At 38.5% G+C, this 16023-nt stretch carries 18 protein-coding genes and 2 pseudogenes; 6 read left to right on the top strand and 14 right to left on the bottom strand.

The genetic code is table 11. The features are described 5' to 3' along the window. Positions 1 to 887: 887 nt before the first annotated feature. From pepF to mecA, 4 genes are all read right to left on the bottom strand, one after another. Positions 888 to 2696 carry an oligoendopeptidase F gene (pepF, locus tag BLT_RS0106210; RefSeq protein ID WP_017726939.1) on the bottom strand — a complete coding sequence of 603 codons (1809 nt, stop codon included), beginning with the start codon at positions 2694 to 2696 and terminating at the stop codon, positions 888 to 890. Positions 2697 to 2770: 74 nt separating this feature from the next. Then, on the bottom strand, positions 2771 to 3994 hold the full coding sequence (locus BLT_RS0106205; RefSeq protein WP_017726938.1) for a competence protein CoiA: 1224 nt from the start codon (positions 3992 to 3994) through the stop codon (positions 2771 to 2773). A gap of 175 nt (positions 3995 to 4169) precedes the next feature. Next, positions 4170 to 5681 (bottom strand): cardiolipin synthase, encoded by a 1512-nt coding sequence (cls, locus tag BLT_RS0106200; RefSeq protein ID WP_017726937.1) that lies wholly within the window; start codon positions 5679 to 5681, stop codon positions 4170 to 4172. Positions 5682 to 5890: 209 nt separating this feature from the next. Next, complete coding sequence (gene mecA / locus BLT_RS0106195; protein WP_017726936.1) at positions 5891 to 6547, bottom strand: adaptor protein MecA; 657 nt, start codon at positions 6545 to 6547, stop codon at positions 5891 to 5893. Between the two features lie 423 nt (positions 6548 to 6970). On the opposite strand from mecA, the gene BLT_RS0106190 reads away from it, so the two are divergent. Beyond that, positions 6971 to 7636, top strand: a complete 666-nt coding sequence (locus tag BLT_RS0106190; protein WP_026105010.1) for a TerC family protein — start codon at positions 6971 to 6973, stop codon at positions 7634 to 7636. 164 nt (positions 7637 to 7800) lie between these two features. Here the strand turns inward: BLT_RS0106190 and spxA are convergent, their stop codons facing one another. From spxA to BLT_RS0106175, 3 genes are all read right to left on the bottom strand, one after another. Beyond that, the gene (spxA, locus tag BLT_RS0106185) at positions 7801 to 8196 is read right to left on the bottom strand and encodes a transcriptional regulator SpxA (protein WP_017726934.1); all 396 of its coding nucleotides are present in this window, start codon (positions 8194 to 8196) and stop codon (positions 7801 to 7803) included. A gap of 314 nt (positions 8197 to 8510) precedes the next feature. Next, positions 8511 to 8669 carry a hypothetical protein gene (locus tag BLT_RS24210; RefSeq protein ID WP_017726933.1) on the bottom strand — a complete coding sequence of 53 codons (159 nt, stop codon included), beginning with the start codon at positions 8667 to 8669 and terminating at the stop codon, positions 8511 to 8513. A 44-nt stretch (positions 8670 to 8713) separates the two neighbouring features. Then, positions 8714 to 9277 carry a GNAT family N-acetyltransferase gene (locus BLT_RS0106175; protein ID WP_017726932.1) on the bottom strand — a complete coding sequence of 188 codons (564 nt, stop codon included), beginning with the start codon at positions 9275 to 9277 and terminating at the stop codon, positions 8714 to 8716. A 542-nt stretch (positions 9278 to 9819) separates the two neighbouring features. On the opposite strand from BLT_RS0106175, the pseudogene BLT_RS0106170 reads away from it, so the two are divergent. Beyond that, positions 9820 to 10019: pseudogene (locus tag BLT_RS0106170) on the top strand (hypothetical protein); the annotation flags it as partial. A 51-nt stretch (positions 10020 to 10070) separates the two neighbouring features. Here BLT_RS0106170 and BLT_RS22975 read toward each other — a convergent pair. From BLT_RS22975 to trhA, 4 genes and pseudogenes are all read right to left on the bottom strand, one after another. Then, positions 10071 to 10247: pseudogene (locus BLT_RS22975) on the bottom strand (putative glycoside hydrolase); the annotation flags it as partial. Positions 10248 to 10288: 41 nt separating this feature from the next. Next, the gene (locus BLT_RS0106165; protein WP_026105009.1) at positions 10289 to 10561 is read right to left on the bottom strand and encodes a hypothetical protein; all 273 of its coding nucleotides are present in this window, start codon (positions 10559 to 10561) and stop codon (positions 10289 to 10291) included. Positions 10562 to 10599: 38 nt separating this feature from the next. After that, on the bottom strand, positions 10600 to 10830 hold the full coding sequence (locus tag BLT_RS0106160; protein ID WP_017726930.1) for an excisionase family DNA-binding protein: 231 nt from the start codon (positions 10828 to 10830) through the stop codon (positions 10600 to 10602). A 209-nt stretch (positions 10831 to 11039) separates the two neighbouring features. Continuing rightward, positions 11040 to 11684, bottom strand: coding sequence for a PAQR family membrane homeostasis protein TrhA (gene trhA, locus BLT_RS0106155; RefSeq protein ID WP_017726929.1), 645 nt, complete (start codon positions 11682 to 11684; stop codon positions 11040 to 11042). A gap of 187 nt (positions 11685 to 11871) precedes the next feature. On the opposite strand from trhA, the gene BLT_RS0106150 reads away from it, so the two are divergent. Both BLT_RS0106150 and BLT_RS24830 read left to right on the top strand, forming a co-directional pair. Then, positions 11872 to 12408 carry an HD domain-containing protein gene (locus BLT_RS0106150; RefSeq protein WP_017726928.1) on the top strand — a complete coding sequence of 179 codons (537 nt, stop codon included), beginning with the start codon at positions 11872 to 11874 and terminating at the stop codon, positions 12406 to 12408. 194 nt (positions 12409 to 12602) lie between these two features. After that, positions 12603 to 12770 (top strand): hypothetical protein, encoded by a 168-nt coding sequence (locus BLT_RS24830; protein WP_017726927.1) that lies wholly within the window; start codon positions 12603 to 12605, stop codon positions 12768 to 12770. Position 12771: 1 nt separating this feature from the next. Here BLT_RS24830 and BLT_RS0106140 read toward each other — a convergent pair whose 3' ends face one another. Continuing rightward, entirely contained in the window at positions 12772 to 13326 is a 555-nt protein-coding gene (locus BLT_RS0106140; protein ID WP_017726926.1) for a TlpA disulfide reductase family protein, read from the bottom strand. Between the two features lie 83 nt (positions 13327 to 13409). Here BLT_RS0106140 and BLT_RS0106135 point away from each other — a divergent pair, with 83 nt between their 5' ends. Together BLT_RS0106135 and trpS are read left to right on the top strand one after the other, a co-directional pair. Next, positions 13410 to 13592, top strand: a complete 183-nt coding sequence (locus tag BLT_RS0106135) for a hypothetical protein (protein WP_017726925.1) — start codon at positions 13410 to 13412, stop codon at positions 13590 to 13592. A 176-nt stretch (positions 13593 to 13768) separates the two neighbouring features. Next, positions 13769 to 14761, top strand: a complete 993-nt coding sequence (trpS, locus tag BLT_RS0106130; protein WP_017726924.1) for a tryptophan--tRNA ligase — start codon at positions 13769 to 13771, stop codon at positions 14759 to 14761. 158 nt (positions 14762 to 14919) lie between these two features. On the opposite strand, the gene BLT_RS24680 is transcribed toward trpS, so the two are convergent. Then, positions 14920 to 15042: a hypothetical protein gene (locus BLT_RS24680; RefSeq protein ID WP_017726923.1), complete on the bottom strand. Its 123-nt coding sequence runs from the start codon at positions 15040 to 15042 to the stop codon at positions 14920 to 14922. Positions 15043 to 15153: 111 nt separating this feature from the next. Further along, positions 15154 to 15900 carry a YjbA family protein gene (locus tag BLT_RS0106120; RefSeq protein ID WP_017726922.1) on the bottom strand — a complete coding sequence of 249 codons (747 nt, stop codon included), beginning with the start codon at positions 15898 to 15900 and terminating at the stop codon, positions 15154 to 15156. Positions 15901 to 16023 lie beyond the last annotated feature (123 nt).

The raw sequence follows: 16023 nt of genomic DNA, 5'->3' as shown, positions 1-16023 counted from the left end.
TACGGAAACTTTTGGCGCTTCCTTCCTTCATCGTGCTAGAAACACTAATTCAGAAACGTTTTTTGTTGGAGGGATGAAAGCGACTTGAAGCTAGACAAAACATTTTTTCATCTTTGTTAAAAAGGGCCCCCAGATTCGGAAGGCCCTCTTTATTTATCTCTGGGGGAGAGAATGTGATTTATTTCACATTAATAATGTATCAGGCTATTCGTAAAATGACAATGGTAGCTTTCATTTGTTCAGAGAATGGACATAAACTATTTGTCCACTTTCCTGCATAGACTACCTAGTAATGAATCTATTGTAGCAGGAGGTATCCAAATGAACCGTTTCCTTTTTGTCGGCGGTCTGTTATGTACCCTGTTAAGCTTTCTTTTTTTCACATTCTCGTTAATGAATTTATTTCCTATGTTGATTGCTGGCCCATGTTTATTTCTTTCCATTGTGGTTTCGCTTCATCTTTTTAATCAACGAAATCGCTTTAAAGGATTCCGGTCGTAACCTACCAATTCTTGAGGAAAAGATGACGAACTGTAGATGCTTTCTCGCTCACACCCCCTCTTCATTTAAAGGACTTAAACTTAGAGACGAATTTGCTAATCCCTGCCTCTAATCATGAACCAATTGTTGTCGATGTACGAAATGATTTTGAACGAATTTGTAGTAATGTAGACGGTACATACACGGCTCCCTATTATGCTGTATACAAAGATGGATCGATTCTTTTACAGTCGTTGTATCGATTCCACAAATCTCTCAGCGTTTTAATCTCCTTTCATTCGTATCATAGTAGATCAAATTAAGCATCCCCCCTTTTTGCACCTGGAACATTTCATTGCCAAAAAGAGGGGATGCTTTTAATATTCAACAAAGCAAAATGTTCGACGTTATCCCTCTAAAAGTAAAAGGGCTTCCATTTCATCTAGCGTTTCTTCAAAAAGTGAAAGAGCTGCTTTAATTGGTTCAGGTGATGTCATATCTACACCTGCATGTTTCAGCACTTCAATTGGATAATCAGAGCTTCCTGCCTTTAAAAAGTCTAAATAACGTTCGACGGCTGGCTCTCCTTCTTCAAGAATTTGTTTAGACAGTGCCGCAGCAGCACTGTAGCCAGTCGCGTATTGATATACATAAAAATTATAGTAAAAGTGAGGGATTCGCGCCCATTCTAATTCAATTTCTTTGTCAACGACTAGATCGTTTCCGAAATACTTTAGATTTAACTCATAATAAAGCTTGCTTAATAATTCTGGGGTGAGCGGCTCCCCTGACGCTGCTTTCTCATGAATAAGCTGTTCAAATTCTGCAAACATTGTCTGGCGAAATACAGTGCCTCTAAACCCTTCTAAAAAGTGATTCAACAGGTACAATTTCTCTTGTTTATCCGTTGTCGCATGAACCATATGATGATGTAGGAGCGCTTCATTTAAAGTCGAAGCAACTTCAGCTACAAAGATCGTATAGTCCCCATATTGATACGGCTGGTTTTTTCTCGTGTAATAACTATGAAGTGAATGACCAAACTCGTGGGCAAGTGTAAAAAGATTATCTACATTGTCCTGCCAGTTCATCAAAATGTATGGCATTGTCCCATAGGCACCTGAAGAGTAAGCGCCACTCCGCTTCCCTTTGTTTTCATGAACATCAACCCAGCGATTTTCAAACCCCTCTTTTAAGGTTTTCACATACTCTTCACCTAACGGCTCCATCCCTTTAAGAACAAGCTCCTTCGCTCTTTCATAGGGGATGGTCATTTTCACATCCTTTACAAGCGGGGTGTACAAATCATACATATGGAGCTCTTCTACACCAAGTATTCTTTTTCGCAGCTTAACATAGCGATGAAGCAAATGGAGATGGTCATTAACTGTAGCAATCAGCTGGTCATATACCTCTTCTGTAATATGGTTTGGTTTTAAAGCAGCCTGACGAGCAGAATCATATTTTCGTACATTTGCATAAAACAAATCTCGCTTTACTTGATTGTTTAATGTGGATGCAAATGTGTTCTTAAAGCTTCCATAGGTTGAATAAACAGCATGAAACGCCTCTTTCCGCACTCTCCGATCACTGCTTTCTAAAAAGCGAATGTAGCGGCCATGAGTCACTTCCGTTTCTTCGCCATTTTCATCTTTTATGCTTGGAAACGTTAAATCGGCATTATTCAACATGCCAAACGTATGGCTGGGCGCGCTTGTCACTTCCCTTGCTTGAGCAAGAATGGCTTCTTCCGCTTCAGATAGAACATGAGGACGCTCTTTATTTAATTCATCAAACATATGACGATATTCTTGAAGTCCTTCATGCTCGTTTAAAAACTTTTCGATTGTATCTTCATTTAACGACAAAATTTCTGGCACGACAAACGAAGCAGCTTGACCTACCTGTGAAGCGAGGCTTGCAGCACGATCATTTAAGCCTTGATAAAAAGAATTAGTCGTATCTTGGTCATTACGCATATGGGCGTACGTATACAGTCTGCCTAGCCTTTCAGAAATTTCACCTTGTTTTTTTAATGCTTCATACATCGTGTTTGCAGATTCGCCAAGCTTTCCTTTGTAATCTACAAGAGAAGGGAATAAGCGTTTTATTTCTTGGAATTCATGCTCCCAATCTGCATCGGTTGAAAAAATATCCTCTAGGTTCCATGTCTCTTCAACAGGAATCTCATCTCGTTTTGGTAGTTCTTTCGCCACCTCTCAACACCTCCAATGTCTTATCCTCTCATCATACCGATTCCAATGATCGATTTCCACTCTTACACATTCTTTCAAGACCTAGAAACTCCTGTACTCATCTTATTCATCTCCTTTTTTATAAATGAATAACAAAATTGTTCATCTCGTTTCAACGCATTGTCGAGACTTTCAGGAATCCTCAAATGCTTACTGCGAATAAATTGATTCGGTTGCTTCCCATTAGCTAATAATCCACATTTCACCAATAATGTTAAATAGCCTCGCAAGGAGTGCTCAAGTGCCTGATTTTCATTATGGAGAAACCGAAGAGAGAATTGCTTTTTTAAAAACATTGGTCGGAAACATTGGAGAACGAGTTGAAAGGAAAATGGAGTGTTAAGGGGCTGATGAAGGATGCATTCAAAAAGGAGCCAAGTTTGCCAAATATGTGGAGGGGTTTCAATCATTTCATAACCTGCAGAAGGCCAACCTGCTTCTATCGGAAAAAGACTTAGGGGTACATGATGTTTGTAAAGCAATGCTTGAAATTGTTTTTGCTCTAAAGATAGGAAAGGAAATGTTGTTTGATAACGCCGATGCTTCTTTGCGGATAACCACGTATGATTAGGAAGAGGAGTCGTAGGTAATGGGGTTAACAAATGTTCTAATTTATGCACTTCTAGAGGAATTTCTTGAAGTCTTCCAAGGGTTCGAATGGAGGATAACGGAGTTAATTGCTGAAGATACACAAATTTTTCTGAATGGGGACAAAAATAATGCAGCTGCCATTCGGTACGGGTGATTGAGCGTGCTCCATACCACTCAAAATGTCTAACAGTAAAACGGCTTGGTCCATGGCGAGTAAGCCTGTTTCCACCAAAGAGCCAAATTGGTTGAATTCTATGCCTTTGAAAACCAGTCGTGCGGGCTTGAATGGTTTCAATTGACAAAGGGGAGCATTGAAACTCGAGTGCATATAATTGATTATCTTTGCGAATAAGCAAATCAGGCCGTTGTTGAATAATTGGTAGATACACTTCTAACGCCACATCAACAGTTTGTTTTCGTATCCATTCATAAAGCAATTTTTTTCCCGCAAGATGATAAGGAGACTCAGCTTCATGCTCAATCATGCAAGGACTTTCTTTATAATGGGCAAAATGCCATTGCCGCTTGCTTCCTAGCTTTAATTGTACAGGTTGCTGACAAACAGAACATACGAACATATTTTGATTCCTTAATTCAATAAGCTGATGCTTTTTCCAGCCATCCGTTAACGAAAACCGTTCACCGCTCTTTAATTTTGCAGTTAACATTCCTTCACCTCCATCTTATCTCCTTCGCCATACCCTGCTAAAATCCTTTCTTAGTCGTCAAAAAAATACGGCAAAAGTCATTTTTATTTCTCGGGAAATAGTGCGATTGAATCAGTACTCATAAAATTATAGATAAAAAGACTAGCTTTGCAAAAAACAAAACTAGCCCCTTGATTTAAAGCAATGGTGACAATAACCTTGACGTTGATTCAATCACCCGATAAAAAAGCGGACGATTTTTAAACAATTCAAAGCTTAATTGATTTGAGTATTCTAAGTCATACACAAAATCACTAACAAGCGTCGTCACACTTTTGGTTCGATATAAAAATGCGTTCACCTCAAAATTCAAATGAAAGCTTCGCATATCCATATTGGATGTGCCAATTGAAGCGATTTCACTATCGACAATAATAATCTTACTGTGTAAAAACCCTCGATTGTATTCATAAATTTTCACCCCAGCCTCTAGCAATTCCGGGAAATATGATCGCGATGCATGAAATACAATTCGTTTATCTGGACGATTTGGCACGAGTAATCGGACATCAATTCCACTAAGGGCTGCTATTTTCAATGCACTTAAAATGTCATCATCTGGAATAAAATAAGGGCTTGTAATCCATATCGATTTTTTGGCCGATGTAATCATTGAGAAAAAGAGCTTTTTAATCACTTCCCACCTTGTATCTGGCCCGCTAGCAATCATTTGAACGCCGCCTTCTTCCTTTGTCGTTGCAAGAACAGGTGAAAGGTAGATCGGTTTTAAAATGGTCTCCCCTGTTTGGAACGCCCAATCCCTTAAAAAGATTAATTGAAGTGTGCGGACCGCTTCTCCCCTTACGTATAAATGAGTATCGCGCCAATTCCCAAAGTAAGAGTTTTTACCAAGGTACTCATCACCAATGTTCAAGCCACCGACAAACGCTACATGACCATCGATCACGATTATTTTGCGATGGTTTCGATAGTTGATCGTATCGGTAAGAAATGGAAGACGAACAGGTGAAAAAGCGACGATTTCAACACCTGCACGACGAAGCTCTTGAATGTAAGCCTTTGATAACCTCCAGCTTCCTACCGCATCATAAAGAAACCGAACCTCCACACCATTTTGCGCTCGCTCAATTAAAATATCTTTGATTTTATTTCCAATTTCATCATGCCGAACAATGTAATATTCTAAGTGAATATGATGCTTTGCCATTTTTAAGGCTTGAAGTATGTGGGTAAAGGTTTCTTTTCCGTCAGTCAGAACCTTTGTTTCTGTTGCAAAGGAGATCGGATTTTTACCAAGTTTGTGAGCGAGGCGAAAAAGCAACTGCTGATGCCCCCCCATTTTTTGAAGCTGTTCTTCATTCAATTGCCTTTGTCCTTCAATCTTTTCAAAGGCCTGTTCATCAAGAATTGCTTTATTCATAAAGGATTTATTTTTGCGGCGGTTTTGGCCAAACATCAAATAAAAAATAAAACCGACAACTGGAAAGACCGCTAGCACAATCAACCAAGTTAATGTTTTTGTTGGATGCCGATTTTCAAAGAAGATCAAAATCGCGATGAATACGACCGAAACCGTAAAAAGCGCACTAAATGCTCCGACAACCCAGCCTTGCCAGTAGCCTCTAGTCACATAGAGTAATGTTAAAATAATTGAAATGAAAACAAGTACATTTAAACGGTTTTTCATGGTTCGTTGTCTCCTATGCTTATGTTAATTACGCCCTCTGAATGTCAGTTCATTGCTTAATTCCTTGGTTACCGCTATGACGATTGACGGTTATCGATCATGAGCATTTCAATATTTTTTCATTACCGAATCATTTAATCATTATGCGAAATTGCTTCTGATTTAATAAAATCCAAAGAGAAAGTCGGTTTCATCATGAAACCGACTCTTTATCGTTGGGGAAAATGCTTCCGGATGGTCGCTAAGGCATTTCCTTGCATAATTGTTTTTCCATATTCTTTTACACGATAAATCGTTAGGTCTGATTCGAATCCGTATTCTAGCATTTGGCTAAGCATATCATCCTGCTCATCTTCATTATATGATTCGTCACTAAACACGACGTGAAGAAAATATTTACCTTCAAAATGGTAAAGCTCATTATCTAAGTCATCGACGAAAAAGTTATGACTTAAAGCAATCATATCTTCAAAATCGTCAAACCCGATCATAATCTCTAATTCGTTTGACTCAAAATGTTCAGGATGACTTTTTAAATCACCATCAAATACTTCTGTCCCATCATGTAGAACAGCATCCTCTTTATCTTGTGTTACAGGGATTTCAAGTTTGACATTTCCATCAGAAATTTGCCCGCGCGTGACGACAATCTCAAGTCCTTTCTCGAGCGCATGGACTTGAATCCACAGTGGTCCTTCAATCTCAAATTCCTCGCGATCATTCACTTCACTCATCATCTCAAAGAAAAGCTCTTCACCGCGCTCGCGATTGTACCAAATTTCATCCCGATCAAAACCACGGTCTTCTATATCATTATAAGTAATAAAAAACTTAATTGTTGAATCATTTACACGTTCTATTTCCATCTTCGCTCTCCCTCCTATCGATTTTCATCATGGCGGAAGGACTTACTCTTCCCCAAAATAGATGGTTGATTACTATTACCCACACTTATAGTGTCTCATACATCTTATGAAACAAAAAGTAAAAAGCTTGTTCTTTTTGTTACTTATATTTTATGATAAATCATTGCAAAATGGAAATTAAAAAAGCTGAGTTTTTAGGATTTTTTTAGAAAATTAGCACTCTTACATTGAAAGTACGAATCTTTTTTTAAAGAAAAAGATGAACCTTTTTATAATAAATCGTTCTGAAATGTTATGAAATGTATACAAATAGTAAGAGACAAGCTAATGAGTAATTGTAATTTCTTATTCTCACTCATCATTATATGCTTTGTCAAGAGGAATGAGTATTTTTATTTTGTTTCAAAGGAATGGTGTCTGTTGATTGAATGGGACTTTCTTCTTTCACTCTTTACGATAATCGGTGTTGATATCATCCTAGGTGGTGATAATGCAATCGTTGTTGCGTTGGCCTGCCGTCATTTACCCGCCCACCAACGAAATAAAGCGATGATAATTGGGATTGGTTTAGCCCTCATCATACGTATCGGATTAACACTTATAACAGTTAAGCTGCTGGCTATTCCTTTTCTATTAGGAATTGCTGGAGCTCTACTTATTTACATCGCCTATCATTTATTAATCGAACAAGAAAAAAATCAAACAATCACTAGCCCTACAAACCTATGGACAGCGATAAAAACGATTGTCATTGCAGACTTTGTGATGGGCTTTGATAATGTCATTGCAGTAGCAGGAGCCGCACATGGAAATATAATTCTTGTCATCATTGGTCTATTCGTATCAGTTTCGATTATTATTTGGGGAAGTAAACTAATTCTTAAGCTGTTTGATCATTACCCGCTTGTCATTTATATCGGTGCGGGTATTCTCGCTTTCACCGCAGCTCGAATGATCACGCATGAATTAATGTTTGCACCACTCTTTAGTCAACAACCAATGCTAGCATTCTTCTTTCAAATACTTGTTATTACGTTCGTGCTCTTATCTGGTTGGATAACCAAATCCTTTCGATCCTCTAGAGAATAAAGAAAAGCGCTGGAGACTCAGACTAGAAAACGTTTTTTGTTTTCGCAGGAGGAGTTGAAACAACCTTTAATCTCTAGCGCCTAGAGCATCATTGAATAAATCCTTTCTTATTCTTTTTCAAAGAAAAAAACCCATGTCACTCGTAAACGACATGGGTTTTTTGATTAATTGACAAGGCGCTGTGCTTCTTGTAAATGGAACGTACGTACTTTTCTAGGTAAAAAGCGACGAATTTCTGCATCGTTGTATCCAACTTGCAAACGCTTTTCATCGAAAATAATTGGACGACGAAGCAAACCAGGATTCTCACTAATAATTTTGAATAAGGTTTGTAGAGGTAATGTTTCTAATTCAACATTAAGTTCCTGAAATACCTTTGAACGAGTTGAAATAATTTCATCCGTTCCATCTTCAGTCATTCTAACAACTTCCTTTACCTCTTCTACAGAAAGAGGTGATGCAAAGATGTTGCGTTCTTCAAAAGGGATATCATGTTCTTCAAGCCAAGCCTTTGCTTTGCGGCAAGAAGTACAACTTGGTGATGTCAAAAGAGTAACCATCGTACGAAACACCCTCCTTTAGAAATTAAATCTATGCGAACATATATACATATAAGTTTAGCACTAATCAACATTATACCTTATTGTATAAGTTTTGCATAGATGTTTTTCGTGTGATACGACATAGATTGAACAAAAGTTAAACAAGATAATAAATAAGAAACTATATTATTTATACCCTTCTGTTCTTATAATAAACCATTTTGATACTGACTTTCTAAACATTTTTGTATCTTTAGTTACAAATCACAAAAAACTTCTGCTCCCGTCACATTTTTGACACAATTTAACGATTTTTACCTCCATAAAAAAACCTAGCACACTTTTGTGCCAGGGTAGTTGGAGGATTTTCTTGTAGATTGGGTCGCTGGACCTCGCTTAGGAGCTTTTTTCCAATTTCTTAAATTTTTCTTTAATAGCTCTTTTAAAACTTCTCTCTTTCTCTTCTTTTTCATTTTGTCTTTTCCTTTCAAGAAAAACACCACCTTACGTTCATTAGCTCTTCCCTCACAACAGGTTAAATTTGTGGTTGTTTTTTTGGTTGGTTGTAGGTTAAGACTTGATCGACCGTTTCGTAGGAAGCACCATAAAGCTCTTTATCTTTATACGTATGAATGTTTTCATACGTATGCTTCATTTTTTCATAAATGCTTTCCTCCGATTCATCTGTCGGCGACCAGTAATAAATTTCCAGTTCATTGACTTCGTTTGTTGCGAGAGAACGTCGACGATATCCGATTGATTCAGCGTGTTTAAATCCTTCACGATGATAAAATCGTAGCCGCTTTTTCGTATCGGTATCTTCATAATCAAGCGGCTCGACCTCTAAGATAATCGGCTTTTGCTTCTTTTTTAACCGTTCAAGCAGTTGCTTACCAAGCCCTTGACTTCTTGCTGCCTTTGATACAAACAAATAATCAACGAAGATAAAATCATCTGTCTCTACATACATCATAACATGATTTTCACTTTCGTCTTTATGATAAATATCCGATTTTTCTTTTAATAGCATTTCCATGTGTTTCCTTGACTTCATTTCTTCAACCGGAAAGTACTGATTTAATTTTTCATACCAATTCACGGTATCTAACCTCCATCAATTATTGTTTCTACCTATTATATTCTTTTTTTAACAATACCTAAACTTTGGTGGCATTCCTTCAGTCGTCGTTAGGCCCGTTGCTATGCTCTCGCCTGACCTCTGTCTTCATCATGCTATTATCTTGCCCAAACGCTCATCTTTTCTCTATAAAACCATGGGACTGGGACAAAAGAGTTTTTATTGATGAGAAATGCGAACGTCATGATCGTTGATGCATAGCATTCGCTTCGGAAATATACTCCGCTAAGATTGTGCATTGTTCGCATTTTCAAGCATACACGTTCGTTATGTCCCAGCCCCTTTTTTCTAATCATTATACCGTAAATAGTTGAAACCCCTTTCAAAATATTCCTTCCCATTGTAAAATAAAGTTGACAAGTGGTTATTCTTCCCAAAATGAATGACAAGCTGCTCAGTAGCTGTGAGCACCATTTAAATCAAGGCGGTGTGAGCAAAAGGGCTTCTTCGCTTCCTCATCCCGTAATATGCTCCGCCCCTTTACTATCGAAAGGATGAGGCCTATGACGCTCTTTATCACCGATTTTATTCTTCTTGGTGTTTTTATCATTGGAATTACAGCATTTATAGGTGTGATTACAAGCACATTTGCTAAAACGCTTTTTGGTCGCAAGCAAAAAGACTATTTTTACAATCAATCCGATCAGGTTAAAAAAGGATGGCGTCAAATTGGAGGCAAATCATAAGTAAAAAGCGAACTCATCGTCAGGCCCTTATCAAATGTATGGGCGAGACTTTAACTGAGTTCGCTTTTTTATTGCTTGTAATTGACGCCTTGTGTATAACGACTTCCCCCATTCCACAAAAGAAATTCATTAATGCCTTCTTCGTTTAGTGCTCGAATTTGCGCTTCGATTTCTTCTTTACCGTAGTTTATATAAATACCAGCGTCTAACCAACTCGCTGTAAAGTCTTGATTCCATGGTCTTGATGTGGATCACCATACGATTTAACGTTGTGGAATGTAAATAATCATGCAAAGATTGAAAACGTACACCTCCAGCCGAGTTTCCTGTTATATAAACCTCGCACTCCATCCTCTAGGTATGAAAAGCTGTAACCTGAATCATAGGTAAACCGTGCCAATTGTTCAGGAAGTTCCCGTTCATAATAACCATGTTCTTTGGCACTGTGAAATTGTACAAACCTTCCATCTCCAACAGTTTCCTCAGCTTGTCCATTTGGTAATATAAATAGGCTGATGGTTCCAAGTATAAGCGTTATGAACATCATTTTCATAGGCATATCACAGCCTTCAATCAAATTTTTGTCAAAATTTCAAGTCAGTCCTCATCTTTTGCATCCCAGTCTTCAGGCATCGGTTCCTCTAAAAGGGCTACTACTTCTTTTCTTCGCTCCTCAAGCTTTTCTTTATGCCACTCAAACTGTTTTTTATTAACTAAAAATTTTTCTCCGTCATGGATTGCTTTAATATGTCCTAAACGGATTTGCTCTTGCAAATAGTCAACTGACAGCCCTAAATATTCTGATAATTCCTTTACAGTTACATACATGATGATCCTCCTACCAAAATATACCTTAAAACAACAAATCTTCCTATAAAGATATGAACGTTTACGGACAGCTCCTGAACAACAGTTAAAACAAGCCTAGACATTGAAAAAAGAGTAAGTGAACGATGGAAAAAGTTTTTTCCGAATCTGTTCTCATCATAGCAGAAGCAAAAACACCCGATGACTAGTTGTCAAACGGGCGTTTTGTATTATAAGGGTAGAATGTAGAAAAATACAAGAAAGAAATGAAGAACGCTACCTGCTAGCACAAACAAATGCCAAACTGCATGATGGAATGGAAAACCACGCCATACATAAAAAATTGTTCCCACCGTATAACAGATGCCTCCTGCAATTAAGAAAGCAATACCAGCAGGCGGCAATACCTCAATAATTGGTCGAATGGCGAAAATCGCCAGCCAGCCCATCAGAATGTAGAAAAGTGTCGACATAAACAGGAACCGTTTGACAAAAAAGACTTTAAAGATAATCCCGATTGTCGCTAAACCCCAAACAATACCAAAAAGTGTCCAACCAAGTGTCCCTTGCACAACAATAAATAGAACGGGTGTATAAGAACCTGCGATAAAAAGATAAATGGCCGCATGGTCAAAAATTTCAAAAAGATCTTTAACCTTTCCTTTCGGCAGACTATGGAGCATCGTGGACGAAAAATAAAGGATTAACATCGTCGCACCATAGATGGAAAAGCTCACAATATGCCAAACATCCCCATAAAGACTTGCATAAACAACAAGTAAGGCAAGAGCAGCAATACTTAGTAATACACCGATACCGTGAGTAATAGCATTCGCAATTTCTTCTCGTTTTGAAAAAACATGTGTTGTCCCCATTCCACACCCCTTTTGAATCAATCATAGCCTGATTATAGCAAAAATACCTTCTCTTTCATACCCACTTCTTATCGCTTACCCTTTTATCCATTGCACTTGAACCTTTTTTTCTCTATAATAGAAAAAATACATTCAAATTTCATTCCAGTAAATTTCCATTTTGCACTCTAAGAGGAGGGATACATTTATGCGACGTGTTTCGTTCGTTGAGTTATTTAAACACCCAATCACACAAAAATATGTGAAACGTTCAGGAATGGCTCATGCCATTTCATGTGCTTACCATGCTTTTCGGCTCGCGCGCATTCACGGAGTCGATCCCGACCTAGCTTGCAAAGCGGCATTTTTGCATGATATCGGTCACTACACATGGTATTCAAACGGAAATTGGGATTTTGAATTATATAAAGAAAATGACATTCACGCCATTAAGGGCGCAGAACGTGCCCATAAGCTTCTTATTCGACTTGGTGAACATCCAAAGCGTGCAAAGGAGATAGCCTTAGCGATTTTACTTCATACAGACTCTTATCTTCCAGAAGGAGAGCTTGAACTAAGCCCTTTACAAAAGGTTGTAGCCCTTGCAGATGAAGCAGACGAGGAACCAAACGGAGATCACCATTACAAAACGATCTCGGATGAAAAAGCGATTCAGCTTCTTGCAAAGCTTGACCAATTAATCAACAATGTTCAAAACGAAGACCGCTGGCAACAAAGCGTATAATGAAAGAGTTCAATGTAACTCTTTCATTTTTTTGATCAAAGATTCGTCTATGTAGGATGTTGACCGTTTTAACCAGCAGCCACGACAGTGCGATCATCGATTTCACTTAAACATGCTGTAATCGGCTTTCTCGTTGCCGCACTGGTGATTATTGGGGCAGAGCCGTCTTCTCCATTTATGGTGAGGAAATCGCCGTGATTACTGGGCTCGGCTCTACCTTTGTTGGAAGCTTTTTGATCGCTGCTACAACATCCTTGCCTGAAGCTGTTTCCGTTTTTGTCGCCAAGAGACTACGTAATTTCAATTTGGCAATTGGTGCAATAGAAGTCTTTTTTAGACAAGTACTTTCGAAAGCTCCCTGATTTAAAAAAGCTGCTCTAAGTTAGAAAGCTGTTCTTTGGTAAGTACACCATTTATTCGCTTCTGAATCACACCTTTCTCATCAATGACAATCGTTGTGGGAATACCGATGATTTGATAATCGTTCATGACCTTACCCTCTTCATCCAATAATGGGTCAAATTGGGCATGAAATTGACGGAGAAACATGGCTACATCCTTTATACTTTGTTCCTGACTTGTCATATTAATCGCAAGAAACATTCCACCCTGTTTGCGAATTTTTTTATCAAGTTCAACAATCAAAGGCATTTCTTCTTGACAAGGTGGACACCATGTTGCAAAAAAATGTAGAATCACTGGCTTTCCCTGAAATGATTGCAATTCGACAGCTTTTCCACTAGGTGTATTGAGCAAGAAAGGGATCGCTTTATCCCCTACCTGAGAACCTATCTTCGTTGCTGCGATAGCCATTTGATCGATCTGTTTAAAGACATGTTCCGATTGATGAAAGGAAAAACCAGCACTACAAAGAACGAGAATCAGAAGGCTAAAATAGAAAGCTTGACGGTTTATCATCACTCCCCCCTTTCCTCTTGAAACTTGTTATAATGTAAGGGTATGTCCATTGGAACCAAATCATACGAAACGGAGGTTAGTAAGTGTCAAAACTTCAGCTATACCAACTTTTTGCCCTATTACTATTAGGGGTATTTGTTCTTTATTCCTATTATTCAGGCACACGTTACGATCTTCTTTTCTTTTTGATTGTTGCTGTGAATCTCGTCCTTTGGCTCTTTCGACTTCGGGAGCGACGTCAACAAGCAGCACAGAGAGATGATTGACCGACAAAAGGAATCATCTTTATCCGAATGACGAAGTGGCCGTACGAGAACGGTTTGTTTCTTGTTTACGTTTCCCACACTTTTCGATAAGATGATGTATACATATGTTTGACCAAAGGCAAAATGTGGTTGAACAAAAGAGGATAACGCGTGGAATGTGAAAGGATGTGCAATAAATGAAAACGGTTTTTTCTGGCATTCAACCAAGTGGTACACTGACACTTGGAAATTACTTAGGTGCAATGAAACACTTTGTCGACATGCAAGATGATTATCACTGTTATTTTTGTATCGTAGACCAGCATGCAATTACGGTGCCACAGGATCGCCTTAAGCTGCGAGAAAACATTCGTAGTTTGGCGGCCCTTTATTTGGCAGTAGGGATTGATCCAACAAAGTCAACTCTTTTTATCCAGTCGGAAGTCCCAGCTCATGCGCAGCTTGGATGGATCATGCAATGTGTTGCTTATATCGGCGAACTTGAACGGATGACACAGTTTAAAGATAAATCGGCTGGAAAGGAAGCCGTATCTGCGTCCCTTCTTACATATCCTCCGCTAATGGCAGCAGATATTTTGCTTTATAATACCGATATTGTTCCAGTTGGCGAAGACCAAAAACAGCATCTTGAACTAACGCGTGATCTCGCTGAGCGCTTCAATCATAAATACAACGATATTTTTACAATTCCTGAAGTGAAAATTCCAAAAATCGGTGCTCGTATTATGTCACTCAATGATCCGTCGAAAAAAATGAGTAAATCGAACCCGAATCCAAAAAGCTATATCTCCATGCTAGATGATGAAAAGGTAATTGTGAAAAAAATTAAAAGCGCCGTAACAGATTCTGATGGTGAGATTCGTTTTGACAGAGAAGCAAAACCTGCCATATCAAATCTTTTAACGATTTTTTCGCTTTGTTCCGGGACATCCATTGTAGAACTTGAGGAGCGTTATCAAGGAAAGGGCTATGGGGACTTCAAGTCTGATTTAGCTGATGTTGTCGTTGAGACATTACGTCCGATTCAACAACGGTATAAGGAGTTATTTGAGTCAGATGAGCTCGATTTCATTCTTGATAAAGGAGCGGAACAAGCGAACCGTACCGCCATTCGGACACTTGAAAAAGCAGAACGTGCCATGGGCTTAAACCGTAAAAAACGATCATAAAGCGCCGTTGCCCTTCCATGAATGAAGGGGTAATGACATTCCGCTGTATAGTTCGTATATCATTCAAGAAGGTTACGATCCCACTCATTTGTCTTATAGCTACTAAACCTCACTAAACGAAAACAACGGATGACGAGCATGTCATCCGTTGCCTAATTTTAATATCCGTTTGTTTTCTTCCAATATCTCCCTACAAGAAGTGAAAAACCAATCGTTCCAACGAATAAAATAACCGTTAAGACTTGCATAACACCATGGGCAAAAGTGTCCATTGTCTCCATTTCAGCTTCCCTCCCCACAACTTTTTCTACCTATCTTATTATAAGGAAAGTTTCAGCCATTGTAAATGAAGCTATGTAAACATTCGTCAGTCCTCCACAATGTTTGTTCCTCTATTTTACACTTTCACCGTGCTCTAGTTCCCAAAGCTTCTCAAAGAATGCTTGTCCTTTAATCATGCTTTCACACAACTGGTAATGACGCTGTGACCAACCATGCTTTATTTCCTGATATAGTCTATCCCACGCCTCATGACGCTCCATTAATTGAATGCTATCATAGTTATGTGGTTTCCATTCCGTATACCAATAACGAATTTCGGCTGAATTTCCTGTTGTATAAAGCTGATCAAGAGCCATAAAAAGAAGCTGTTTAAGCTGTCGTTCTTTTCGAGTTAACCCATTCATCTCCTCAGGACTTGGAGAAAGAATATGGTATTCCTTTTGCACAACTTCTTTTTCTGTATCAAACACCTCTAGCTCATTATTTTCTAAAAGCTCATAAACGATTTGCTCTTGCCTTGGTGTTAATCGACTTTTTCGAATCGGTGTCTTATACCCCATTGTATCAACGGCAATAATTCCTTCACCATTTGAGGCAATAAAACAATAATCGAGCTGGATTCTGGACATATTTTTCCGTAAGTAGCTTTGCTGATGTACAGCCTTTAATAGTGCTTCAGGTAGCTCTGCCATTTGATTTTCAATATAGTGAAACAGCTGGGTGCTTACACGAACGACAATCGCCTGATCTAAAACCTCGATTCGATCATCGCTTCTCCATTCAAAAAAATCACAAACGTTGTAGCCGTTCTCTTCTCCTTCAAACCAATTTACCCATACATCACGAATATGAACCATTCTTAAGCCTCCTTACTCTGTTTTCGAATGTATCCTTCAGTATAGGCAGAAATAACCCAATTTATTCCACGGTTAATTTATTCAACATCTGTTTACAGCCTCCTTCATCTTTCCATCGACGTT

Origin of the sequence: Halalkalibacterium ligniniphilum (assembly GCF_000334155.1) — a bacterium.
Classification (GTDB): domain Bacteria; phylum Bacillota; class Bacilli; order Bacillales; family Bacillaceae_D; genus Halalkalibacterium; species Halalkalibacterium ligniniphilum.
Note: the sequence above shows the minus strand (reverse complement) of the source record. Positions and strands in the feature narration are given on the sequence as shown.

Bases quoted from the DNA above. Each gene is read 5' to 3' on its own strand.
- BLT_RS0106205 (WP_017726938.1), bottom strand. From the start codon at position 3,994: ATGTTAACTGCAAAATTAAAGAGCGGTGAACGGTTTTCGTTAACGGAT.
- cls (WP_017726937.1), bottom strand. From the start codon at position 5,681: ATGAAAAACCGTTTAAATGTACTTGTTTTCATTTCAATTATTTTAACA.
- mecA (WP_017726936.1), bottom strand. From the start codon at position 6,547: ATGGAAATAGAACGTGTAAATGATTCAACAATTAAGTTTTTTATTACT.
- spxA (WP_017726934.1), bottom strand. From the start codon at position 8,196: ATGGTTACTCTTTTGACATCACCAAGTTGTACTTCTTGCCGCAAAGCA.
- BLT_RS0106165 (WP_026105009.1), bottom strand. From the start codon at position 10,561: ATGCCTATGAAAATGATGTTCATAACGCTTATACTTGGAACCATCAGC.
- BLT_RS0106160 (WP_017726930.1), bottom strand. From the start codon at position 10,830: ATGTATGTAACTGTAAAGGAATTATCAGAATATTTAGGGCTGTCAGTT.
- trhA (WP_017726929.1), bottom strand. From the start codon at position 11,684: ATGGGGACAACACATGTTTTTTCAAAACGAGAAGAAATTGCGAATGCT.
- BLT_RS0106150 (WP_017726928.1), top strand. From the start codon at position 11,872: ATGCGACGTGTTTCGTTCGTTGAGTTATTTAAACACCCAATCACACAA.
- BLT_RS0106140 (WP_017726926.1), bottom strand. From the start codon at position 13,326: ATGATAAACCGTCAAGCTTTCTATTTTAGCCTTCTGATTCTCGTTCTT.
- trpS (WP_017726924.1), top strand. From the start codon at position 13,769: ATGAAAACGGTTTTTTCTGGCATTCAACCAAGTGGTACACTGACACTT.
- BLT_RS24680 (WP_017726923.1), bottom strand. From the start codon at position 15,042: ATGGAGACAATGGACACTTTTGCCCATGGTGTTATGCAAGTCTTAACG.
- BLT_RS0106120 (WP_017726922.1), bottom strand. From the start codon at position 15,900: ATGGTTCATATTCGTGATGTATGGGTAAATTGGTTTGAAGGAGAAGAG.